The organism is Comamonas sp. 23 (assembly GCF_049601575.1).
Taxonomy (GTDB): domain Bacteria; phylum Pseudomonadota; class Gammaproteobacteria; order Burkholderiales; family Burkholderiaceae_C; genus Comamonas; species Comamonas squillarum.
The window spans coordinates 4,023,927-4,044,035 of the sequence record NZ_CP187127.1 but is presented as its reverse complement, the minus strand read 5'-3'; the positions used below and the strand labels follow the sequence as shown (position 1 = coordinate 4,044,035).

21 protein-coding genes and 1 pseudogene are annotated in these 20,109 nt (G+C 65.3%); 13 read left to right on the top strand and 9 right to left on the bottom strand.

What is annotated here, in order from left to right; genetic code table 11:
• Positions 1 to 38: 38 nt before the first annotated feature.
• Complete coding sequence (locus tag ACPEE1_RS18300) at positions 39 to 632, top strand: LemA family protein (RefSeq protein WP_116924739.1); 594 nt, start codon at positions 39 to 41, stop codon at positions 630 to 632.
• Between the two features lie 66 nt (positions 633 to 698).
• A complete protein-coding gene (locus ACPEE1_RS18295; RefSeq protein WP_116924740.1) occupies positions 699 to 1,814 on the top strand; it encodes a M48 family metalloprotease in 1,116 nt (371 codons plus the stop codon).
• Positions 1,815 to 1,983: 169 nt separating this feature from the next.
• On the opposite strand, the pseudogene ACPEE1_RS18290 reads toward ACPEE1_RS18295, so the two are convergent.
• Both ACPEE1_RS18290 and radC read right to left on the bottom strand, forming a co-directional pair.
• Positions 1,984 to 2,643, bottom strand: a pseudogene (locus tag ACPEE1_RS18290) (Smr/MutS family protein); the annotation flags it as partial.
• Positions 2,640 to 3,338, bottom strand: coding sequence for a RadC family protein (gene radC / locus ACPEE1_RS18285; RefSeq protein WP_116924741.1), 699 nt, complete (start codon positions 3,336 to 3,338; stop codon positions 2,640 to 2,642). The pseudogene ACPEE1_RS18290 and the gene radC, both read right to left, overlap by 4 nt.
• A gap of 277 nt (positions 3,339 to 3,615) precedes the next feature.
• Between radC and ACPEE1_RS18280 the strand changes: the two genes are divergently transcribed.
• The 3 genes from ACPEE1_RS18280 (at position 3,616) to serS (ending at position 6,520) form a co-directional block, all read left to right on the top strand.
• Entirely contained in the window at positions 3,616 to 4,101 is a 486-nt protein-coding gene (locus tag ACPEE1_RS18280; protein WP_232539547.1) for an FKBP-type peptidyl-prolyl cis-trans isomerase, read from the top strand.
• A 2-nt stretch (positions 4,102 to 4,103) separates the two neighbouring features.
• Positions 4,104 to 5,087, top strand: a complete 984-nt coding sequence (ispH, locus tag ACPEE1_RS18275; RefSeq protein ID WP_021026409.1) for a 4-hydroxy-3-methylbut-2-enyl diphosphate reductase — start codon at positions 4,104 to 4,106, stop codon at positions 5,085 to 5,087.
• A gap of 116 nt (positions 5,088 to 5,203) precedes the next feature.
• Positions 5,204 to 6,520, top strand: coding sequence for a serine--tRNA ligase (gene serS, locus ACPEE1_RS18270; RefSeq protein WP_423934288.1), 1,317 nt, complete (start codon positions 5,204 to 5,206; stop codon positions 6,518 to 6,520).
• Between the two features lie 66 nt (positions 6,521 to 6,586).
• Here serS and ACPEE1_RS18265 read toward each other — a convergent pair whose 3' ends face one another.
• Positions 6,587 to 7,336, bottom strand: coding sequence for a type 1 glutamine amidotransferase (locus ACPEE1_RS18265; protein WP_116924916.1), 750 nt, complete (start codon positions 7,334 to 7,336; stop codon positions 6,587 to 6,589).
• Between the two features lie 263 nt (positions 7,337 to 7,599).
• Here ACPEE1_RS18265 and yghU point away from each other — a divergent pair, with 263 nt between their 5' ends.
• Positions 7,600 to 8,436, top strand: coding sequence for a glutathione-dependent disulfide-bond oxidoreductase (gene yghU, locus ACPEE1_RS18260; RefSeq protein WP_182345120.1), 837 nt, complete (start codon positions 7,600 to 7,602; stop codon positions 8,434 to 8,436).
• A gap of 25 nt (positions 8,437 to 8,461) precedes the next feature.
• Here the strand turns inward: yghU and ACPEE1_RS18255 are convergent, their stop codons facing one another.
• The 3 genes from ACPEE1_RS18255 to ACPEE1_RS18245 form a co-directional block, all read right to left on the bottom strand.
• On the bottom strand, positions 8,462 to 8,947 hold the full coding sequence (locus ACPEE1_RS18255) for a ribosomal protein L7/L12 (protein WP_182345121.1): 486 nt from the start codon (positions 8,945 to 8,947) through the stop codon (positions 8,462 to 8,464).
• A gap of 100 nt (positions 8,948 to 9,047) precedes the next feature.
• A complete protein-coding gene (locus tag ACPEE1_RS18250) occupies positions 9,048 to 9,962 on the bottom strand; it encodes an NAD(P)-dependent oxidoreductase (protein WP_423934285.1) in 915 nt (304 codons plus the stop codon).
• Between the two features lie 70 nt (positions 9,963 to 10,032).
• Positions 10,033 to 10,926: a LysR family transcriptional regulator gene (locus tag ACPEE1_RS18245; protein WP_116924746.1), complete on the bottom strand. Its 894-nt coding sequence runs from the start codon at positions 10,924 to 10,926 to the stop codon at positions 10,033 to 10,035.
• Positions 10,927 to 10,998: 72 nt separating this feature from the next.
• Here ACPEE1_RS18245 and ACPEE1_RS18240 point away from each other — a divergent pair, with 72 nt between their 5' ends.
• A complete protein-coding gene (locus ACPEE1_RS18240; RefSeq protein ID WP_165841120.1) occupies positions 10,999 to 11,169 on the top strand; it encodes a hypothetical protein in 171 nt (56 codons plus the stop codon).
• On the opposite strand, the gene ACPEE1_RS18235 is transcribed toward ACPEE1_RS18240, so the two are convergent.
• The 3 genes from ACPEE1_RS18235 to ACPEE1_RS18225 form a co-directional block, all read right to left on the bottom strand.
• Positions 11,166 to 12,812 (bottom strand): ABC-F family ATP-binding cassette domain-containing protein, encoded by a 1,647-nt coding sequence (locus ACPEE1_RS18235; protein ID WP_423934282.1) that lies wholly within the window; start codon positions 12,810 to 12,812, stop codon positions 11,166 to 11,168. The two genes, ACPEE1_RS18240 and ACPEE1_RS18235, sit on opposite strands and share 4 nt — an antisense overlap.
• 226 nt (positions 12,813 to 13,038) lie before the next feature.
• Positions 13,039 to 13,647 (bottom strand): M17 family peptidase N-terminal domain-containing protein, encoded by a 609-nt coding sequence (locus ACPEE1_RS18230; protein WP_165841121.1) that lies wholly within the window; start codon positions 13,645 to 13,647, stop codon positions 13,039 to 13,041.
• Positions 13,648 to 13,719: 72 nt separating this feature from the next.
• A complete protein-coding gene (locus ACPEE1_RS18225; RefSeq protein WP_182345123.1) occupies positions 13,720 to 14,709 on the bottom strand; it encodes a LysR family transcriptional regulator in 990 nt (329 codons plus the stop codon).
• Between the two features lie 81 nt (positions 14,710 to 14,790).
• On the opposite strand from ACPEE1_RS18225, the gene ACPEE1_RS18220 reads away from it, so the two are divergent.
• The 6 genes from ACPEE1_RS18220 (at position 14,791) to lepB (ending at position 20,106) form a co-directional block, all read left to right on the top strand.
• Positions 14,791 to 15,426 (top strand): DsbA family protein, encoded by a 636-nt coding sequence (locus tag ACPEE1_RS18220; protein ID WP_116924750.1) that lies wholly within the window; start codon positions 14,791 to 14,793, stop codon positions 15,424 to 15,426.
• 17 nt (positions 15,427 to 15,443) lie between these two features.
• Positions 15,444 to 15,839, top strand: coding sequence for a nuclear transport factor 2 family protein (locus ACPEE1_RS18215; RefSeq protein WP_423934277.1), 396 nt, complete (start codon positions 15,444 to 15,446; stop codon positions 15,837 to 15,839).
• Entirely contained in the window at positions 15,836 to 16,129 is a 294-nt protein-coding gene (locus tag ACPEE1_RS18210; RefSeq protein WP_232539548.1) for a hypothetical protein, read from the top strand. Before ACPEE1_RS18215 ends, ACPEE1_RS18210 begins: the two co-directional genes overlap by 4 nt.
• 66 nt (positions 16,130 to 16,195) lie before the next feature.
• Complete coding sequence (locus ACPEE1_RS18205) at positions 16,196 to 17,146, top strand: MBL fold metallo-hydrolase (protein WP_182345124.1); 951 nt, start codon at positions 16,196 to 16,198, stop codon at positions 17,144 to 17,146.
• Between the two features lie 156 nt (positions 17,147 to 17,302).
• On the top strand, positions 17,303 to 19,111 hold the full coding sequence (lepA, locus tag ACPEE1_RS18200) for a translation elongation factor 4 (RefSeq protein WP_021026425.1): 1,809 nt from the start codon (positions 17,303 to 17,305) through the stop codon (positions 19,109 to 19,111).
• Between the two features lie 26 nt (positions 19,112 to 19,137).
• Positions 19,138 to 20,106 carry a signal peptidase I gene (lepB, locus tag ACPEE1_RS18195; RefSeq protein WP_182345125.1) on the top strand — a complete coding sequence of 323 codons (969 nt, stop codon included), beginning with the start codon at positions 19,138 to 19,140 and terminating at the stop codon, positions 20,104 to 20,106.
• The last annotated feature ends 3 nt before the right edge of the window (positions 20,107 to 20,109 follow it).

Here is a 20,109-nt window from a genome sequence, read left to right as displayed (position 1 = left end):
AATCAAGCCACTAAAAACGATGAGGGTGGATGAGGGTTATGAATACCAATTTGATGGTGGTCTCGGCGGTGGTTGCTGCCTTGCTGGTCTGGGGCGTGCTGGTCTACAACCGCTTGATGGCCTTGCGCAACCGCACCAGCAATGCCTTGGCGCAAATCGATGTGCAGCTCAAGCGCCGCTACGACCTGGTGCCCAACCTGGTGGCGGTGGCCAAGAAATACCTGGAGCACGAGTCCCAGACCTTGGAGGCCGTGATCCGCGCGCGCGGCCAGGCGCAGGCTGCAGCCAGTGCGCTGCGCGCAGCCCCTGGTAAACCCGAGGTGGCGGACGCCATGGTGGCCGCGGAAGGGGCGCTGGGCGGTGCCCTGGGCCGCTTGATGGTGCTGACCGAGAGCTACCCGGACCTCAAGGCCGATGACACGATGCGCTCGCTCAGCGAAGAGCTGGGCAGCACCGAAAACCGCATTGGCTATGCGCGCCAGGCCTATAACGACCAGGTGCTGGCGTTCAACAACGCTTCGCGCGCCTTCCCGGCGATTGTGGTGGCCTCGATGCTGGGCTTTCATGCGATGCCGATGCTGCAGTCCACGCAAAATGCCCAGGAGCGCGACACCGTCCGCGTGCAGTTCTGAGCCGATGAAGGCCGCAGCCCGCGACCATGGCCACGCGCTGCGCGGTGAGCCTGCAGCGGCGCAGCCATGAACTTCTGGGATTTCCAAGCCAGCGCACGGCGCCGCACCTGGGGCCTGGTGGCCGCTTTTGCGCTGCTGGTGCTGGGCATTGCGGTGGGCGTGCACCTGGTGCTGGCGCTGGTGTTCTGGACGCCGGCGCTGGTCGCAGTGCTCTTCAGCCAACTGCGGCTGGAACAGGTCGCAGTGCATTACCCGGCCGGCTTTCTGGCCACCAATATCGGCATCGTCAGCCTGATGGTGCTGGGCGGCGCCTGGATCAAGCGCAGCAATCTGCGCCAGGGCGGCCTGCACCTGGCTAGGCAGCTGGGCGCGCGCGAACTGCGCCCATCGGTGTCTCATGCCGAGCAGCAGTACCAGAACATTGTCGATGAGCTGTGCATTGCCGCCGGTGCCCAGCGGCCCCAGGCCATGGTGCTGCCACGCGACCGCTCGCTCAATGCCTTTGCCGCTGCCTGGGAGGCCGAGGATGCGGTGATCGTGGTGTCCATGGGCGCGCTGGAATACCTCAGCCGCGATGAGCTCAAGGGCGTGGTAGCGCATGAGCTGTCCCATCTGCACGAGGGCGATACGCGGCTCAACATGGAGTTGGCCGGCTATGTGTTCGGGCTGGAGATGCTGTTCAACTATGGGCGCGACTGGGTCGAGCGCGGCGTGTCGCTGTTTGGCCGGCCGCTGATGGCCGTGGGCTGGCTGGGCTGGTTGGCGGCGCAGGCGCTCAAGGCTGCCGTATCGCGCCAGCGCGAATACCTGGCCGATGCCCGCGCCGTGCAGTGGACCCGCAATCCCGATGGGCTGGGCCGCGTGCTGCGCAAGGCGCTGTGGCAGCAGGACTACCCGTTGCAGGCCGATGCCCTGCAGCCCCGTGGCGGCGCAGCCGGGGCCTATTCGCCGCTTGTGGAGCACATGCTGCTGCTGGAGGTGCACAGCATCGAAGAGATGCATGACTTCTGGCACCTGGGCGGCGCGCGCTGGCTGGCCAGCCACCCCAGCCTGGAAGCGCGGATCGCCCGCATCTATGGCGAAGACGAAGCGCGCGAGGCGCTGCCGCTGCAGGACCCGGACCAGCGCTGGGTAAACCCTTTCAGCGCTCCCTTGCCGCAGGGCAAGCCCGGGGCTTCTTAAGGCCTGTCAATCAGCGCTTGGGCTTGTCACTGCGGTACTGCGCCGCCCAGGATGCGACCTGCTGGGCCACCGGGTCGGGTGCCGGCACGGCCGCTGCCTGCTGGGCCAGTGCCTGCATCTGCAGCAGCGCATCGGCCACATTGACGGCGCTGGCCGCCATCGATGCGGCACGCAGCAGCACCACCAGGGCGCCGGCGCCACCATCGGCCGGGCGCGCCTGTACAAAGGCCAGCACCTCGTTTTTCTGCACCAGCCAGCTGTGCACCCGGCCTTTGAGCACCGGCATGCGCCCGGGTGAGCCCAGGCCCTTGCCATGCACCACGCGCACGCAGCGCAGCCCCTGGCGCTGCGATTGACGGATAAAGCTGCCCAGCGCCTGACGCGCCTCGTCGGTGCGCAGGCCATGCAGGTCGATCTGGCGCTGGATGGTCCAGTGCCCGGCGCGCAGCTTGTGGACCACATCGCGGCCAATGCCCTTGCGCCGAAAGCTCAGCTGGTCGTCGGTGTCGAGCAGGGTGCTGGCGTCGAACTCATCGCTCATCGCTTCGAGCAGCACACGCTGCTCGTCGGCCCAGTGCTGCAGCGGTAGCGGGTCGGGCGGGGGCGTTTCGGCGCTGATCTGGCCGCTGCTGGGCAGCGGGCGCACGGCGCCTACGGTCTGGCGAAACAGCTGGCGGTCGCGCTCGCTCTGGCGCAGCGCCTGCTGGCGGGCGGCTTCTTGCAGCTGGCGCTGGGCTGCCTGCTCGGCCTGCAAGGCCGTCAGCGCCTTGCGCAGCTGCTTGAGCTCCCGCAGCGATGCCACGCTGCCGGTTTTGTCCTGCTTACTCACATCTCACCTTCCTCGGCCATCGACAGTGCTGCTCCGGGCCCAACAATAATATGGTCCAGCACACGCACATCGACCAGGGACAAGGCGGCCTGCAAGCTCTGCGTGAGTTGCTGGTCCGCCTGGCTGGGCGTGACCTGGCCGCTGGGGTGATTGTGCGCCAAGATCACCGCTGCAGCGTGGTGGTGCAGGGCCCGCACGACCACTTCGCGCGGATAGACGCTGGCCTGGCCCAGGGTGCCGCGAAACAATTCCTCCAGCGCAATCAGCTGGTGCTGGCTGTCGAGAAACAGCACGGCAAACACCTCATGGTGCTTGTGCGCCAGGTGCAACTGCACATAGGCTTTGACAGTGGAGGCACTGCCAAGCAGGCTGCGCTGCTGCAATTGCTGGGCCATCGCGCGGCGGGCCAGCTCCAGCACCGCGATCAGCTCGGCGCGCTTGGCCGGGCCCAGGCCCTTGACCTGTGCGAGCTCGGCGCTGCTGGCCTGCAGCAGGCCGTTGATGCCGCCAAAGCTGCCTGGGGCATCGGGCTGGCGCGGGGCCAGCAGTTCAGCGGCCCATTGCAGCACGCTCTTGCCGGCCATGCCGGTGCGCAGCAAGATGGCCAGCAGCTCGGCATCGGTCAGCGCGCCGGCGCCCTTGGCGAGCAGTTTCTCGCGCGGCTGGCAGTCGGTAGGGATGTCTTTGAGGGGCATGGCGTCCTCTCAGTGCAGCTGGCCCGGCAGCGGCTGGGCGCGAGACGGGCAGGGCAGGGGCCGTGCATGCCTTGCGCAAGCGCGGGCAGCGGCAGGGGCAAGGCAGCAAAGATGGGTGTTCATAGGCACTCCTGGAGGTTCGCTGTCGGCCGGTGGCCTGGGGACCGGGCAAAACCACTGCCTGGGGCGCGGGCTCTGCCTGGGATCTTTTGATGCAGGTTGCATGCAGGGGTTTCACCCTACAACCTACAATACACCCCAGTTTATAGGGATTTGCATGACTACTCCGATGGCCCCCGTGACGCCGCTGCCTGCCGATGCGCCAGTGGTACAACCCGGATCGTTTCTGACCTTGCACTACCGCCTGGCTGGCCCGGCGGGCGATGTGATCAACACCTTTGAAGGCAAACCCGCGACCCTGTCGCTGGGCATGGGTGAGCTGTCGCCGTCGGTCGAGAACCTGCTGCTGGGTCTGCCCGAGGGCACGCATGCGACCTTCCACGTTCCCGCCGGCGAAGCCTTTGGCGAGCGCAACCCGGACATGGTGCAGTGGGTGGCGCGCCGCCTGCTCAATGAGCTGGGCGATCCGATGGAGCAGTACACCCTGGGCGATGTGGTGCAGTTCCCCACCCCCGATGGTGCCAGCACCTATGCCGGTGTGGCGATGCAGGTGCGCGACGATGGCGCAGTGCAATTTGACTTCAACCACCCGCTGGCCAGCCAGCCGGTGACCTTTGAAGTCCAGCTGATCGGGGTGCTCTGAGCATGTTGCGGCCCCAGGAAATCGTATTGGCCGAGCCGCGCGGCTTTTGTGCGGGCGTGGATCGGGCGATCGAGATCGTCGAGCGTGCGATCGAGAAATTTGGCGCGCCCATCTATGTGCGCCACGAGATTGTGCACAACACCTATGTGGTCAACGACCTCAAGGCCAAGGGCGCGATCTTCATCGAAGAGCTCGATGACGTGCCGCCCGGCGCCACCTTGATCTTCTCGGCCCATGGCGTGAGCAAGGCCGTGCAGCTGGAGGCCGAGCGCCGAGGCTTTAGCATTTTCGACGCCACCTGCCCGCTGGTGACCAAAGTCCATGTGGAAGTGGCCAAGCTGGCCAAAGAGGGCTATGAGTTCATCATGATCGGCCACAAGGGCCACCCCGAGGTCGAAGGCACGATGGGCCAGCTGTCCGAAGGCATCCACCTGGTCGAAGAGGTGGGTGATGTGGCCCATGTCCACCCCAGCCAGACCGACAAACTGGCGGTGGTGACCCAGACCACGTTGAGCGTGGACGATGCCGCCGAGATCACGGCTGCCGTCAAGCTGCGCTTTCCGCAGATCCGCGAGCCCAAGCAGCAGGACATTTGCTATGCGACGCAGAACCGCCAGGATGCCGTCAAGGTGATGAGCAGCCAGGTGGACCTGGTGATCGTCGTGGGCAGCCCCACCAGCTCCAACAGCAACCGCCTGCGCGAGCTGGCCGTCAAGTTGGGCACGCCGGGCTATATGGTGGACAACGCTGACGAGCTCCAACCCGAATGGTTTGACGGCATCGCCCGCGTGGGCCTGACGGCAGGCGCCTCGGCCCCCGAGGTGCTGGTCAAGCAGGTGATCGAGCGCATCAAGGTGCTGGGCGCGACCTCGGTGCGCAAGATGGATGGCATCGAAGAGACCGTGAAGTTCCCGCTGCCCAAGGGCCTGAAAATCGATGTCGGCGGGCTGGAGATTTCTGCACGATCTCCGGAGACGGGTCGCTGAACGAGGCCTGGTGGCCTGGCGGCTCGTCCACTCCCGTTTATCGCGGTGGGCAGTGCCCACCCCCACCCCCTTTCATTGGGCAGGCCTAGGCGCTGCCCCACCCCAAGAGGTAATTCATGCTTGATATTTTGTTGCTACGCAAAGACCTGGACTCGGTCATCGCCCGTTTGCAGACCCGCAAGAGCCCCCAGGCGTTTTTGAATGTCGAAGCCTTCAAGGCCTTGGAGGCCGAGCGCAAGACCATCCAGACCCGCACCGAAGAGCTGCAGGCCAAGCGCAACCAGCTGTCCAAGCAAATTGGCATGCTGATGGGCAAGGGCGAGAAGGACGCGGCCGAAGCGGCCAAGGTCGATGTGGCCGCGATGAAGACCGAGCTGGAACAGTCGGCCACGCGCCTGGATGAACTGCAGGCCGAGCTGCAGGCCATGCTGGTGGCCGTGCCCAACCTGCCGCACGAGAGCGTGCCGGTGGGCGAGGACGAGTCGGCCAACGTCGAAGTGCGCCGCTGGGGCACGCCGCGCAGCTTTGATTTCGAGATCAAGGACCATGTCGATGTCGGCATGCCGCTGGGCCTGGACTTTGAGGCTGGCGTCAAGCTGACCGGCTCGCGCTTTACGGTGATGAAGGGCCCGATCGCCCGCCTGCACCGCGCGCTGGCGCAGTTCATGATTGACCTGCAGACCGAGCAGCACGGCTACACCGAGTGCTATGTGCCCTACATCGTCAACAGCGACTCGCTCAAGGGCACGGGCCAGCTGCCCAAGTTCGAGCAGGACCTGTTTGCCGCCAACAAGGGCGGCCAGGATGCCGAGCCGGTGCCCGATACTGCGGCGCTCTACCTGATCCCGACCTCGGAAGTGCCGCTCACCAATCTGGTGCGGGACGAAGTGCTGAGCGAAGACCAGCTGCCCATCAAGCTGACGGCGCACAGCCCTTGCTTCCGCTCGGAAGCGGGCTCGGCCGGCCGCGACACGCGTGGTCTGATCCGCCAGCACCAGTTCGACAAGGTCGAGATGGTGCAGGTGGTGCATCCGGACAAGAGCTACGAGGCGCTCGAAGAGATGACGCGCCATGCCGAAGACGTGCTGCAGCGCCTGGGCCTGCCGTACCGCGTGCTGGCGCTGTCGACCGGCGACATGGGTTTTGGCGCTGCCAAGACCTATGACCTGGAAGTCTGGCTGCCCGCGCAGAACACCTACCGCGAAATCAGCTCGGTGAGCAACTGCGAAGCCTTCCAGGCCCGCCGCATGCAGGCCCGCTTCAAGAACGCGCAAGGCAAGAATGAGCTGGTCCACACCTTGAACGGCTCGGGCCTGGCCGTGGGCCGCACCCTGGTGGCCGTGCTGGAGAACTACCAGAATGCTGACGGCTCGGTGACGGTGCCAGAAGCGCTGCAACCTTACCTGGGCGGCGTGGCCGTGCTGAAGGTCTAAGCTTTTTAGGCTTTCCCTCGTCCAAAGCCGGTGCAGCAATGCCCCGGCTTTTTTGTGGGTGCCGGCTTATGCCAGCGCCAGGCGCGCCTCTCCCCACACCGGCATATAAAACAGGCGCGGGCGCGGCAGTTGTGCCGTCCAGGCGCTGTAGCTGCGCGCGGCAATCTGGTGCAACTGGCGGATGTGCTGGGGCAATTGCGCCAGGATCTGCGCCCGGCTTTGCACGGCGGGGCCAGCTGCGCTGCGCAACTCGGGCGCACCTTCATCGCACCAGTCGCGCACGCTTTGCGCGGTGACCTCCAGATGGCCTTGGAAGGCCCAATGGCGTCCATGCACAAAGCCCTTGTTCAGGCAGTGGCGGCCGTACATGCTGCGGCTTGCGCCTGGCGGAATCTCAAAGCTGTCGTAGTGCCAGTTGAAGATGGTGGCCTCGGCGGGCAAGTCCATCTGTTCTTGGGCTTGGGGCGTGACCCAGACGCGACCCCAGCCGATGTTGGCGCAGGGGTTGCGCCAGACGCGCGCGCCCATCGCACGGGCCAGCATCTGCGCGCCAAAGCAGTGGCCGAGCACGGGCACGTCCGCCGCCAGGGCGCTTTGCAACAGGCAGCGCTCCTGCTCGATCCAGCGCAGCTGCTCATTGGCGCAATGGTTGCTGCCCAGCACAATGATGCCGCGGTAATCACGCGCGCGCATGGCTGCGATGCCCTCGTTGCAGGGCCTGATCAATGCATAGGGGATGCCGTGCTGCTGCAAATGCGCGAGCAGCACGCCTGGGCCCTGCGAGGTTTCATGCTGGAGGATGGCGACAGGTTTCATGGAGGCTGGCTTGCAGGTCAAGCCCTGGGTGGAGAGGCCTCCACTGTAGAAAGCCTGGCATTGAGCGCATATCTAGACTGCGTGGGCTGGCATCAAGATGGCGTCAAGGGGCCGCAACCTGCGTTGTGGTCTTTTTCGGCACTGCTGCAGCGCGCTGGGCTCCTCTCTATGATCGGCAGCAGGTGGCCTTACCGCACTTGCGCCCGCACCCCGCCGGGCCGCAGCGGTGGGCCCCAGCCCTACACAGAAAGCTGAGGTAAAGCATGTCGGATCAAGCCTACCAACCGCCCAAGGTCTGGACCTGGGACAAAGGCAATGGGAGCGCATTCGCCCATATCAACCGCCCCGAAGCGGGCGCCACGCATGACAAGCTGCTGCCGGTGGGCAAGCACCCCTTGCAGCTGTATTCGCTGGGCACGCCCAATGGCGTCAAGGTGACGATCATGCTCGAAGAGCTGCTGGAGCTGGGCATTGCCGAGGCCGAGTACGACGCCTGGCTGATCAATATCGGCGAAGGCGACCAATTTGGCAGCGGCTTTGTCGAGGTCAACCCCAACTCCAAGATCCCCGCGCTGCTCGACCGCAGCGGCAGCACGCCTGTACGCGTGTTCGAGTCGGGCTCCATCCTGCTGCACCTGGCCGAGAAGTTTGGCCAGTTCCTGCCCAAGGAGGGCGCAGCCCGCACCGAGGTGCTGAACTGGCTGTTCTGGCAGGTGGGCAGTGCGGCCTTTCTGGGCGGCGGCTTTGGCCACTTCTATGCCTATGCGCCAGAGAAGATGGCCTACCCGATCAACCGCTATGCGATGGAGGTCAAGCGCCAGCTCGATGTGCTCAACCGCCAACTGGCCGAGCAGCGCTTTATTGCTGGGCAGGATTACAGCATTGCCGACATGGCCGCCTGGCCCTGGTATGGCGCGCTGCTGAACAACGAGGTCTACAACGCGGCCGAGTTCCTGGATGTCGAGTCCTACCAGCATGTGCGCCGCTGGACCGATGAGATCGCGCAGCGCCCTGCGGTGCAACGCGGCCAGCGGGTCAACAAGGTGCGCGGTAGCTCGCCGATGCCCGAGCGGCACAGCGCAGCGGACTTTCTGCGCTGATTCAGAAGCTGGCGTGCTGGGCCGATCAGGCGCGCCAGAAGTACCAGCCCGCCAGCACCAGGGCCAGCACCACCACGAATACGGCCGTCCAGGCGCCCGAGCTTTGCACCCGGCCGGGTTCATGGCCGGGGGCCATCCAGGCTGCGGTACCTGCGGGCGCGGGCGCTGGGTGGCTGGGGGTGTGGGGCAAATGGGCCTCGACCAGCCATTGCTGCGGGTCGCCCGATTCAATGCGGTCCTTGGCGTCCTTCAAGCCGATGCCGGTCGCATCCCGCAGCAGCTTGATGGCGACGATCTTGTCGCCCCGGGCCAATGCCGTCTCGATGGCAGTTCGCAGCGCGGCACCCTCGCGTGGCGGCTCATGGCCGTCGCCGCCATCCAGCTGTGATTCCAGCGCATGCTTGGCTTCTGCCAGGCCCATGCCGGTTTCTTCGCGCAGGCGCTTGATGGCGGCAATCTTGTCGTTATTGCGCCAAAGCGACGCGATATGGGCAGGGATGGGAGCGGACATGGGCAAGGCTGCGGATGGTGGAGCAGCAGCCTTTGTACCCCGTTTGCGCGGCTGCGGCCATAGGACGGAGGCTGACATTACCGCCTCCTGGGTGGGCGCCTTAGCCCGGTGTCCATCCCTTGGGTACGCGCGGCTTGTCAATGCCGGCCAGGCCGCAGAGCACATCGGCCATGCCTGAAAAATCGAGACCGCCATGCTGGCTGGCGCGGGCCAGGCTGTAGGACTCGTGCACGGCCGCGGCCACCGGCATGGGCACCTTGCTGGCATGGGCGGCAGCGACGACCAGCGACATGTCCTTGTGGGCCAGGTCGATCGTGAAGCCCGGCGTGGTGTCACCCTGCAGCACCTTGTTGGCAAAGTTCATGCGCAGCTGGCCATTGGTGGCCGAGGTGCCCAGCAGCACCTGCAAGGTCTTGGTGATATCGAGGCCAAAGCGCTGCGACAGCGCCAACGCCTCGGCATTCACCTGGGTCAGGGTGACAGCCAGGTAGTTGTTGACCAGCTTGGTGCGCCCGCCCGTGCCCACCGGGCCGCAGTGGTGCGTGGTGGTGCCCATGGCGTCGAGCAAGGGCTGCACGCGGGCCAGATCGGCGTCGCTCGCGCCCACCATGAAGAGCGACTCGCCCCGGTCGGCATGCTCGGCCAGGCGGCCCACGGGCGCATCCACCATCGTCAGGCCCTTGGCAGCGGCCTGCTGGGCCAGCCGGTCGGTCGCTAGCGGGTCGATGGTGCTCATGTCCATCAGAATGCTGCCGGGCTGGGCATGCGCAAAGATGCCACCATCGCCCAGCGACGTCTGTTCCACCTCCACCGACGAGGGCAGCATGGTGACGATGATGCTGCAGTCGCGGGCCAGCTCGGCCACGCCGGCGCTTTGCGCGCCCATCGCGACCAGGTCCTTGACCGCTGTCGGGTTCAGGTCATGCACAACCAGTGCAAAACCCTTTTTGACGAGGTTGGCGGCCATGGGCTTGCCCATGCGGCCCAGGCCGATAAAACCGATCTTGTCTGCCATGCATGTCTCCTTGTTGGTATGCAGCCATGATGGCAGGCGTGAGGTGCTGCCCCCTGTCAAACACAGGACATCAGCGGGGTAGTGCAAAAGCGGCCAGCACCTCCAGCACTGCAGCGGCTGCCGGGTTGTGGCTGCCATCGCGGCGGTGGGCCACGGCCATGGGGCGCATCAGCCGGGGCCAGAGCTGGCGCACCTGCACGCCAGGCAGGTGCAGCTGGTCTTCCACCTCTTCGAGCGGCAGGATCACCGCACTTTGGCTGGCCGCTGCCAGGCTTTTGAGGGCGCCGGGGTAGCTGAGCGTGAGAAATGGCCGGGGGTGGTGGCCTGCCTGGCCGAACCAGCCGGCAATCAGCCCATGCATTTGCGTGGCCGGCGCAAACGAGGCCCAGCGCTTGTCCGCCAACCAGTCCGGCGTCACCCGCTTGGGCGCCTTCCAGGCCGCGGGCAGCAGCACCACCATCGGGTCATTGCGCCAGGGCGTGAGCACAATCTCGGCGCTGCTGGGCTGGGGGCTGGCCACAATCGCCACATCGAGCGATCCCGCGCGCAGGCGCTGCATCGCATCGGCCGAGCCCACCGCTTCGAGCTTGACCTCGACGCCCGGGCTGCGCTGGCTGAGTTGCTCGAGCATCATCGGCAAGAGGCGTGTGCTTACCCCTGCCGAGACGCCCACCTTGACCAGGCCTTCGCGGCCACTGGCGCGGCGCTGCACCAGGTCGATCAGCTCATCGCTGGCGTCGAGCAGTTGGCGGCCCTGGGCCACCAGCACTTCGCCCGCTGCCGTAAGCACCGCCTGGCGCCGGCCGCGCAGCAGCAGGGCCGTGTCCATGCGCGCCTCCAGCTCCTTGATATGCAGGCTGATCGCCGGTGGCGACAGGTGCAGCGCTTGCGCGGCTGCGGCAAAGGTGCCCAGGTCGGCGATGGCGACCAGGGTTTGCACCTGGTCGAGGTTGAGGTTTCGCATCAGTTTTTCTGAAGTGAATGCATAGGAAATTCAACTTTACAGAAGTCTGGCCGGCGCCGAGCATCGGTGTCCATGCAAAACCCTCGACCACTCCCCGATTCCAGGCTCCAGCAGCCGCCACCTATAGCTGCCCAGCTGCCGCTCGGCTGGCTGGCCAGGCGCTGGCGCCGCTGGCTGGATCTGTGCCAGCGCGCCGAGCAGCGCATCAGCGAGAACTTCCGGGTACCACCAGGTGGTGGCTAAATGGGTGCATCGTTTCTCCATGGCGCCATCTGCCAGCGGTCGCTATCGAGCGCCAGCCGGTGCGTCAGCGCCAGCGCATCAAGCAGCGCCTCATCGTGCGAGACAACAACCAGGCAGCCCGGGTAGCTGCGCAGCATGTCCTCCAGCGCTTGCAGTGCGGACAGGTCCAGGTGATTGTCCGGTTCGTCCAGCAGCAGGAGCTGCGCGGGCGCATCGCGGTACAGCGCGCAGGCCATCGCAGCTTTGAGCCGTTCGCCACCGCTCAGCTGGCCGCTGGGCTGCAGAATGCAGCGCGCATCGAGCCCCAGCTGCGCCAGGCGCATGCGCAGCACGCCTTCCGGTGTCTGGCAGTTGCTTTGCTGCAGCTGGGCGAGCAGGCTTTGCGCCGGGTCCAGCCCGCTTTGCTGCTGGTCCAGCATGGCCCAGGGCACATGCACTTGCCGCTGTCCGGCGCTGGGGGCCAACTGGCCGGCGAGGATCTGCAGCAGGCTGCTTTTGCCGCTGCCATTGGGCCCTGTGATGGCCAGGCGCTGGCCCGCGCGCAGCTGCAGGTTCAGGGGCTGCGCGCCGGGCAGGCGCGGTGACTGCAGCGCCTGCAGCTCGGCAACGATGGCATCGCTGCTGCGGCACCGATCAAAGGCCTCGGGCGGCAGCTGCCAGTGGATGGGGCCGGCCTGCCAGTCGATGGCCTGGGCCGCTTCGCTGACGCGGGCGTTCAGCGCCTCGCGGGCAGTGGCATGCTGGGTCAGCAGTTTGCCTGACGATGCCTGGGCGCGCTGCTTGGCGCCGCCCAGCAGGATCTTGGCCTGGTTGGCTTGCTTGCCCTCTTTTGCGCCTCTGGCCTGCCTTCGCTCCTGCCGCTCTTGCTGCGCGCGCAGCGCCTGCTCGCCGCGTTTGCGCTCCTGCTTGCTGCGGGCCAGCGCATCCGCCGCCAGTTGCGTGCGCTGCTGCTGGGCCTGCTGGTGGCCGCCAAAGGAGCCGCTGTACAGCTGCAGTCCCTGGCTGCTCAGCTCGGCAATCGTCTCCATCTGCGCGAGCAGGCGCCGGTCATGGCTGATCAGCAGCAGGCCGCCGGGCCAATGCCGCAGGCGCTGCGCCAGTGCGGCGCGGCCCGCGGCATCGAGGTGGTTGCTGGGCTCGTCCAGAATCAGAAAATCGGCCTGGGCCCGTTGCGCGCCCAAGAGCGCCAAGCGCATCGCCTGGCCGCCGCTCAATGCGCTGGCCGGGGTCTCTGCGGGCAGCGCGGGCAAGCCGCTGTCTTGCAGCAGGGTCTGGAACTGCTGGCGCAGATCCCAGCGCTCGGCCACCAGGGCAAAGTCCTGCGGGTCGCTGCTGCCTTGCTCGATGCGCTGCAAGGCCGCCAGTGCAGGCGCCAGCCCAGCCAGCGCGGCAATGCTCTGGCCGGGGTGCTGCACCAGCAGGTTCTGCGCCAGGTAGTGGATGCGGCCTGCGCGGCTGATGCGGCCACGCGTCGCCTCGAGCTCGCCGGCCAGCAGCCGTGCCAGCACCGTTTTGCCCACGCCATTGCGGCCGACCAGCGCGGTGTGCTGGCGGTCAAAACGGGCGTGGAGATCGGAGAAAAGCGGCCGGCCTTGCGGCAGCGAATAGGAGACGCCATGCAGCGCCAAATGTGTGTCTGTCATACCCGTGCGATGTCATCGATGCCGAACATCCCCGCGCCATGGCTGGTGAGCCTGCAGCCTTGGCGCCCGTTAGACAGGGCAGCCGCTGCCATCAAGGGGCGGGACGTGGGGCCGTCAACAAGACGGCAGCATCAATGGCGCATGGGTAGAAGACCTCGCACAGGTAAAGAAGCGGCCCATTGTAGGCCGCATGCCGCAGCGGTCAAGGCTGCGGTTTGGCAGACCCTCAGCCCATCATGGATGCAAACGCTTGCTGGTACTGCTGCAGCTTGTGCGGGTAGTGGGCGGCACCGGTGTCAAACACCCAGTGCCCGATCGCAGGCGCGGGCGCCAGCCCCAGGCTGTGCAGCTGGTGCAGCGCATCGAGCTGGGTCTTGAAGCCATGCAGCATGGGGCCGTTGACGTCTTCATCGGAGTGGATGCCGGTGTCCAGAATGCTGGGCGCGATCGCAATGCTGCGGGCATTGCGCAACTGGCCGACGCGCAGTGCGCAGGCCACGGCCGCTGCGCTGGTCGCCGGGCTCCAGTCTTCGGGGTGGCCCATGCCGATGACCAAGATGGCAGCGGCTTGCGCGGCGCCCGCAGGCGGGGTGATGAGCAGCGTCTCGAGCGGCTGGGCGCGGAAGGCGCCATCGCGCCGGGCCTGGGCCAGCTGGCCGCCCAGGGCGGCATCGAGGTTGGCCAGGCCGCCTGCCAGGGGCTGGTGGTCCACTTCATGCGTGAACATGCAGGCGCAGGAGAGGTCGACCTGCGCCCCGGTGGCGTCCACCGTGACAAGTTCTATCTTTACGCCACGGTACTGGCCGATCTCGCCACGTTCTACTGCTGCTGCCATGCTGGGGTCTCCTGTCAAGCGGGGTTGCACTGCGGCCCGGTGCCGCAGGCGTGATCGATCGTACCCAGCTCCTCAATGGGGTGCAGCGGACGGCCCATTTTTCGGAGTGTGGGGGCCTTCGTCATGGGTCTCTTGCTGCGCCAGCTGCTCTTGCAGCAGTTCGACAAAGGCACGCACCTTGACTGGGCGAAAGCGCGCGGCAGGGAACACCGCATGGATGCCGCCCGAGGGCAGCTTCCAGTCGGGCAGCACCTGCAGCAGCCGGCCGCTGTGCAGGTCGTCCGCCACCGCATAGTCGGGCAGCACCGACAGGCCCGCGCCGTGGCGCACTGCCTCGCGCACGGCCATCGTGGCGTTGAGCGACAGCACCGAGGGCATATTGACATTCTGGCGCTCCAGCGCGCTGCGCGAAAAGCTCCAGTGCAGCGGTTCGCGCAGCGCCGTGTTGGCAACAAAGGGCAGGGCGCGCAACTGCTGGGGCTCCTGGATGCCAGCCAGCTGGCTGCGCCAGGCAGGTGCGGCCACCAGCAGCTGGCGAAAGCTGCCGATCTGGCGCGCCTGCAGATGCAGCTCGGTGAGCCAGCCCACGCGGATGGCCAGCTCCACCTGGCCGTCCATCAAATCCAGCGACTGGTCGCTGAGCGACGCATCGACCTTGCACTGCGGGTAGCGGCGGCAGAACGCGGTAATCGCCGGCACGATGGCCGCGATGCCGTAGTCGAGCGGGGCGGTCAGCCGCAAGGTGCCCGAGGGTGCCTGGGCCGACTGTGACAGTTCATCAAAGGCGTCTGCGGCTTCCTTGAGGATCAGTGCGCAGCGCTGGTAGAAGGCCTGGCCCGCATCGGTGGGGGCCACCTTGCGCGTGCTGCGGGTGAGCAGACTGGTGCGGAAGTCCGCCTCCAGCCGGGCCACCTGCTGGCTGACCACGGCCTTGGTGATGCCCAGGCGCTCGGCGGCGGCCGTGAAGCTGCCGGTCTCGACCACCGCACTGAAATAGGCCAGGCGCTTGAGGTTGGAGAAGTGGCCAAGGCTGGTATCGTTCACATTGTTTGCTTTTTGCATACGAATTATCTATTTGATATCTATTTATTTGTCAATCCAAACCACCTACTATGGCGGCATTGCATCCGATATGGAATAGATATGAAACGTCTGTACTACCTTTTTGACCCCCTGTGCGGCTGGTGCTATGGCGCGGGCCCGCTGCTGGAAACCCTGGTGCAGCGCAGTGGCGAGCAGCTGCAGCTGCTGCCCAGCGGCCTTTTCTCGGGCGAAGGTGCCCGCCCCATGGATGAGGCCTTTGCGGCCTACGCCTGGAGCAATGACCAGCGTATCGAGCGCCTGACCGGCCAGCCCTTTAGCCAGCGCTACCGCAGCGAGGTGCTGGACAAGCCCCAGCAGATGTTTGACAGTGGCCCGGCCACGGTGGCGCTCACTGCCGTGCACCTGACCGCGCCGCAGCGCGAGGCCGAGGCGCTCAAGGCGATCCAGCATGCGCGCTATGTCGATGGGCTGGACAACACCGCCATCGCCGTGTTGCTGGAGTTGCTGCGCGGCCTGGGCCTGGATGACGCGGCCGCCCGGCTGGCGCAGCCCGATGCCGCTTTGCTGCAAGCCAACAGCGCACGCGTGGCGCAGGCCCGGCAGCTGATGCGCGAGCTGGGCGCCCAAGGCGTGCCCAGCTTTGTGCTGGAGCGCGATGGCCAGCGCCAGCTGCTCAACGCAAGCACCGCTTTTTCCAACCCCGAAGCCTTTGTGGCGCAATGGCTGGCCGCCTGAACCTGTACGGAGACTGTATGACCACCAGCAACCTGGACACCATTGCTGCCACCTATGAAGGCAGCCCCGAGGACAACGCCCGCCATTTGATGGCCGCGCTCGCGCCCGAGGTGCTGTGGATCGAGGCTGCAGGCTCGCCCTATGCGGGCCAGTATGTTGGCGCGGCGCAGATCGTGGAGGGCGTATTTGCGCGGATTAGCAGCGACTGGGCGGTGTTCAGCGCTCAGGTACATACCTACCTGGCCGATGGCGACCGGGTCGCCGCTTTTGGCCGCTACACCGGCACGCACCGCGCCAGCGGCAAGGCCATGGTGGCGAGCTTTTCGCACCTGTACCAGCTGCGCGATGGCCAGATCATCCGCATGGAGCAGGTGGTGGACAGCGCCCCCATGCTGCAAGCGATGCAGCCATGACGGCCATGTACAGCGCCGACGAACTGCGCGAGCTGCAAGTGCTGGCGGCCCGGTTGCAAGCGGGCGACTGGCATGCCGCCCACGATGGTGTGCAGCGCTACTCCGGCCTCATGGCCGCCTGGCTGCATGGCATCGTGCATTTGCAAGAAGGCGATCTGGAAGACGCCGAGAACTGGTATGAGCGCGCGGGAAAGCGCTTTCGCCAGCGCGAGAGTCTGGCCCGGGAGCTGGAAAAACTGCAGGCGGCGATTGCGCAAGCTATTGCAGAGCGCATCGCTGCCGATGTCTGAATCCCTGGGGTGCAGCCTCGCCTGCGCCCACCTTTTTTCACTTCTCTTTTGAAAGCAAACACGACCATGAAACAACACTACTACACGCTGTCGGCCTGCGCACTGGCCGCCGCCCTGTTGGCCGGCTGTGAGCGCAGCAGCACGGCATCGGCGCCTGCTGCGCCAGCCGCCAGTGCGCCGGCAGCCCCCGCGCCGGCCGACACCCAGCAAGTTGCGCTGACCACCGAGGTCTTCAACCCGGGCGAGCAGGCGATCTTTGCCGTGTCCTCGGTGCTGGTGCAGGGCAAGAGCGAGGTGCTGCTGATCGATGCGCAGTTCTCGGCCGAGCAGGCGCGCAAGCTGGCCGACAAGATCAAGGCCACCGGCAAGCGCCTGACGACGATCTATATCAGCCATGGCGACCCGGACTTCTACTTTGGTCTGGACACCCTGCAGGCCGCGTTCCCCGAGGCCAGGATTGTGGCCACACCGCAGACCATTGCCCATATCGAGGCCACCAAGGACGCCAAGCTCAAGGTCTGGGGGCCGCAGCTGGGTGAGAACGCGCCCAAGCAGCTGGTGGTGCCCCAGCCGCTGCAAGGCGACAGCCTGCAGGTGGATGGCCAGGCCTTGCAGCTGATCGGCCTCGATGGCCCGACACCGGACCGCACCGTGGTGTGGATTCCGTCGATCAAGACCGTGGCCGGTGGCATCCCGGTGCTGGCCGGTGAGCATGTCTGGATGGCCGATACCCAGACGCCGCAGTCGCATAGCGACTGGCTGGCGATGCTGGCGCGCATCAAGGCATTGAACCCGGAGGTCGTGATCCCCGGCCACTTTGCCGGCGTGATGCCCGCTGGCACGGCGGCGCTGGACTTCACCGCTGACTACATTCGCGCCTTTGACGAAGAAACGGCCAAGGCCAAGGATGGCGCGGCGCTGGAAGCGGCGATGAAGCAGCGCTTCCCCAACCTGGGCGGCCTCGAAAGCCTGGCGCTGAGCGCCAAGGTGGCCAAGGGCGAGATGCAGTGGCACTGATGAAGGCGGAAGAGGTCGCATCGAGTGGCACCCTGGCGGGATCGAGCCATCCCCGCCGGGGTGCATTGCTTTTTGCCTACAATGCGTGTTTTGGCTGGAATCTCCAGCCCCTTTGGCGTGCGCGCCAGATTCCAGGCCTTTTTCCGTTGTTTGTTAATGCAGCACATTCGTAATTTTTCCATCATTGCCCATATTGACCATGGCAAGTCGACCTTGGCGGACCGCCTGATCCAGTATTGCGGAGGCCTGGCTGAGCGCGACATGGAGGCACAGGTGCTGGACTCGATGGACATCGAGAAAGAGCGCGGCATCACGATCAAGGCGCAGACGGCGGCCTTGCAGTACAAGGCCAAGGACGGCAAGGTCTACAACCTCAACCTGATCGATACCCCCGGCCACGTGGACTTCTCCTATGAAGTCTCGCGCTCGTTGTCGGCCTGCGAAGGCGCGCTGCTGGTGGTCGATGCCTCCCAAGGTGTCGAAGCGCAGACAGTGGCCAACTGCTACACCGCGCTGGACCTGGGCGTGGAAGTGTTTGCCGTGCTCAACAAGATGGATCTGCCCAATGCAGACCCGGACAATGCCAAGGCCGAGATCGAGGATGTGATTGGCATTGATGCGAGCGATGCGATTCCCTGCTCGGCCAAGACAGGCATGGGCATTGAAGAAATTCTGGAAGCCGTGGTGGCCAAGGTGCCGCCACCCAAGGGCGAGCCCGAGGCACCCCTGCGCGCGATGATCGTGGACAGCTGGTTTGACCCCTATGTGGGCGTCGTGATGCTGGTGCGCGTGGTCGACGGCCAGCTCAAGAAGAACGAGCGTTTCAAGATGATGGCCACCGGCGCGGCCTATGAGGCCAACAGCCTGGGCGTGTTCACGCCCGCCAACGAGTCGCGCGATGTGCTCAGGGCCGGCGAGGTGGGTTACATCATTGCCGGCATCAAGGAGCTGAAGGCCGCCAAGGTGGGCGACACCATCACCCTGGAAAAGAAGCTGCCCAACAACCTGGGCCCGGCCAGCGCGCCGCTGCCGGGCTTCAAGGAAGTCAAGTCCCAGGTGTTTGCCGGCCTGTATCCGACCGAAGCGTCCGAGTACGACCAGCTGCGTGATGCGCTGGAAAAACTCCAGCTCAATGATGCGGCGCTGCACTACGAGCCCGAAGTCTCGCAGGCGCTGGGCTTTGGCTTTCGCTGCGGCTTCCTGGGCCTGCTGCACATGGAAATCGTGCAGGAGCGTCTCGAGCGCGAGTTCGACCAGGACCTGATCACCACCGCGCCCAGCGTGGTCTACCAGGTGCTCAAGGCCGATGGCGAACTCGTCGATGTGGAAAACCCCTCGAAGATGCCAGATGCCGGCCGTCTCGAAGAGGTGCGCGAACCCATCGTGACCGTGCACCTCTACATGCCCCAGGACTATGTCGGCCCGGTGATGACCCTGGCCAACCAGAAGCGCGGTGTGCAGATGGACATGGCCTACCACGGCCGCCAGGTGATGCTGACCTATGAGATGCCACTGGGCGAGATCGTGCTGGACTTCTTTGACAAGCTCAAATCGGTCTCGCGTGGCTATGCCTCGATGGACTACGAGTTCAAGGAATACCGGGCCTCCGACGTGGTCAAGGTCGACATCCTGCTCAACGGCGAGAAGGTGGACGCGCTGTCCATCATCGTGCACCGTTCGCAGTCGGTTTACCGTGGCCGCGCCGTGGTTGCCAAGATGCGCGAAATCATCAGCCGCCAGATGTTCGACGTGGCGATCCAGGCGGCGATTGGTGCCAACATCATCGCCCGCGAAACGGTCAAGGCCATGCGCAAGAACGTGCTGGCCAAGTGCTATGGTGGCGACATCACGCGTAAGCGCAAGCTGCTGGAAAAGCAGAAGGCCGGCAAGAAGCGCATGAAGCAGATCGGCTCGGTGGAAGTGCCCCAAGAGGCGTTCCTGGCGATTTTGCAAGTGGACGATTAAGAAGAGAAGAAGCCAAGAACAACGCTATGCAACTCCTGACAACACTGATTCTGGCCGCTTTTGTGGCCTATATGGGCGCCTGGTACAGCGGCGCCATCGAAGGCAATTTTGCACTGCTGCTGTTTTTGGCCACGGTGATCACCGGCGCCTACTGGCTGGCAGAGCGCTTTTACTTCTTCCCCCGGCGCCAGGCGGCCGCTGCCCAGCTCGAGGTCTCGGCGGCCGAGCGGCGCCGCCAGCTCGATGCCCAGGGCATCGACAAGGTTGACGGCGACGATGTGCAAGAAGGCAAGGCGCGCCTGTTGATGCAGCCCTGGTGGCTGGATTGGACCGCGGGCCTCTTTCCGGTGATCGCGGTGGTCTTCATCCTGCGCTCTTTCCTGTTTGAGCCCTTCAAGATTCCGTCGGGCTCGATGATTCCCACCTTGCAGGTGGGCGACCTGATCCTGGTCAACAAGTTCACCTATGGGGTGCGCCTGCCGGTGATCAACAAGAAGATCACCGAAGGCACGGCGCCCAAGCGCGGCGATGTGATGGTGTTCCGCTACCCCCCGCAGCCGAGCATGGACTACATCAAGCGTGTGGTGGGTGTGCCCGGTGACGAGGTGGCCTACATCAACAAGCGCCTGACCATCAATGGCAAGGCGGTGCCGACGACCAACCAGCCCGATTACTTCGAGCAGGATGCGATGCGCTACTTCAAGCAGATTGAAGAGCAGCTGGGCGACAAGCCGCACCGCTCCATCATCAACCCGGACGTGCCCAACTTCGTGCAGGGCGTGACGGATTTCAAGTACAAGGACAACTGCCGCTACAGCGTCGAGGGCGTGACCTGCAAGGTGCCCGAAGGCCATTACTTCATGATGGGTGACAACCGCGACAACTCGTTGGATTCCCGTTACTGGGGCTTTGTGCCGGATGCCAATATTGTCGGCCGGGCCTTCTTTGTCTGGATGAATTTCGGTAACATCAAGCGTATCGGACCGTTTAACTAAAAA

Bases quoted from the DNA above. Each gene is read 5' to 3' on its own strand.
- ACPEE1_RS18300 (WP_116924739.1), top strand. From the start codon at position 39: ATGAATACCAATTTGATGGTGGTCTCGGCGGTGGTTGCTGCCTTGCTG.
- ACPEE1_RS18295 (WP_116924740.1), top strand. From the start codon at position 699: ATGAACTTCTGGGATTTCCAAGCCAGCGCACGGCGCCGCACCTGGGGC.
- radC (WP_116924741.1), bottom strand. From the start codon at position 3,338: ATGCCCCTCAAAGACATCCCTACCGACTGCCAGCCGCGCGAGAAACTG.
- ACPEE1_RS18280 (WP_232539547.1), top strand. From the start codon at position 3,616: ATGACTACTCCGATGGCCCCCGTGACGCCGCTGCCTGCCGATGCGCCA.
- ispH (WP_021026409.1), top strand. From the start codon at position 4,104: ATGTTGCGGCCCCAGGAAATCGTATTGGCCGAGCCGCGCGGCTTTTGT.
- serS (WP_423934288.1), top strand. From the start codon at position 5,204: ATGCTTGATATTTTGTTGCTACGCAAAGACCTGGACTCGGTCATCGCC.
- ACPEE1_RS18265 (WP_116924916.1), bottom strand. From the start codon at position 7,336: ATGAAACCTGTCGCCATCCTCCAGCATGAAACCTCGCAGGGCCCAGGC.
- yghU (WP_182345120.1), top strand. From the start codon at position 7,600: ATGTCGGATCAAGCCTACCAACCGCCCAAGGTCTGGACCTGGGACAAA.
- ACPEE1_RS18255 (WP_182345121.1), bottom strand. From the start codon at position 8,947: ATGTCCGCTCCCATCCCTGCCCATATCGCGTCGCTTTGGCGCAATAAC.
- ACPEE1_RS18250 (WP_423934285.1), bottom strand. From the start codon at position 9,962: ATGGCAGACAAGATCGGTTTTATCGGCCTGGGCCGCATGGGCAAGCCC.
- ACPEE1_RS18245 (WP_116924746.1), bottom strand. From the start codon at position 10,926: ATGCGAAACCTCAACCTCGACCAGGTGCAAACCCTGGTCGCCATCGCC.
- ACPEE1_RS18240 (WP_165841120.1), top strand. From the start codon at position 10,999: ATGCAAAACCCTCGACCACTCCCCGATTCCAGGCTCCAGCAGCCGCCA.
- ACPEE1_RS18235 (WP_423934282.1), bottom strand. From the start codon at position 12,812: ATGACAGACACACATTTGGCGCTGCATGGCGTCTCCTATTCGCTGCCG.
- ACPEE1_RS18230 (WP_165841121.1), bottom strand. From the start codon at position 13,647: ATGGCAGCAGCAGTAGAACGTGGCGAGATCGGCCAGTACCGTGGCGTA.
- ACPEE1_RS18225 (WP_182345123.1), bottom strand. From the start codon at position 14,709: ATGCAAAAAGCAAACAATGTGAACGATACCAGCCTTGGCCACTTCTCC.
- ACPEE1_RS18220 (WP_116924750.1), top strand. From the start codon at position 14,791: ATGAAACGTCTGTACTACCTTTTTGACCCCCTGTGCGGCTGGTGCTAT.
- ACPEE1_RS18215 (WP_423934277.1), top strand. From the start codon at position 15,444: ATGACCACCAGCAACCTGGACACCATTGCTGCCACCTATGAAGGCAGC.
- ACPEE1_RS18210 (WP_232539548.1), top strand. From the start codon at position 15,836: ATGACGGCCATGTACAGCGCCGACGAACTGCGCGAGCTGCAAGTGCTG.
- ACPEE1_RS18205 (WP_182345124.1), top strand. From the start codon at position 16,196: ATGAAACAACACTACTACACGCTGTCGGCCTGCGCACTGGCCGCCGCC.
- lepA (WP_021026425.1), top strand. From the start codon at position 17,303: ATGCAGCACATTCGTAATTTTTCCATCATTGCCCATATTGACCATGGC.
- lepB (WP_182345125.1), top strand. From the start codon at position 19,138: ATGCAACTCCTGACAACACTGATTCTGGCCGCTTTTGTGGCCTATATG.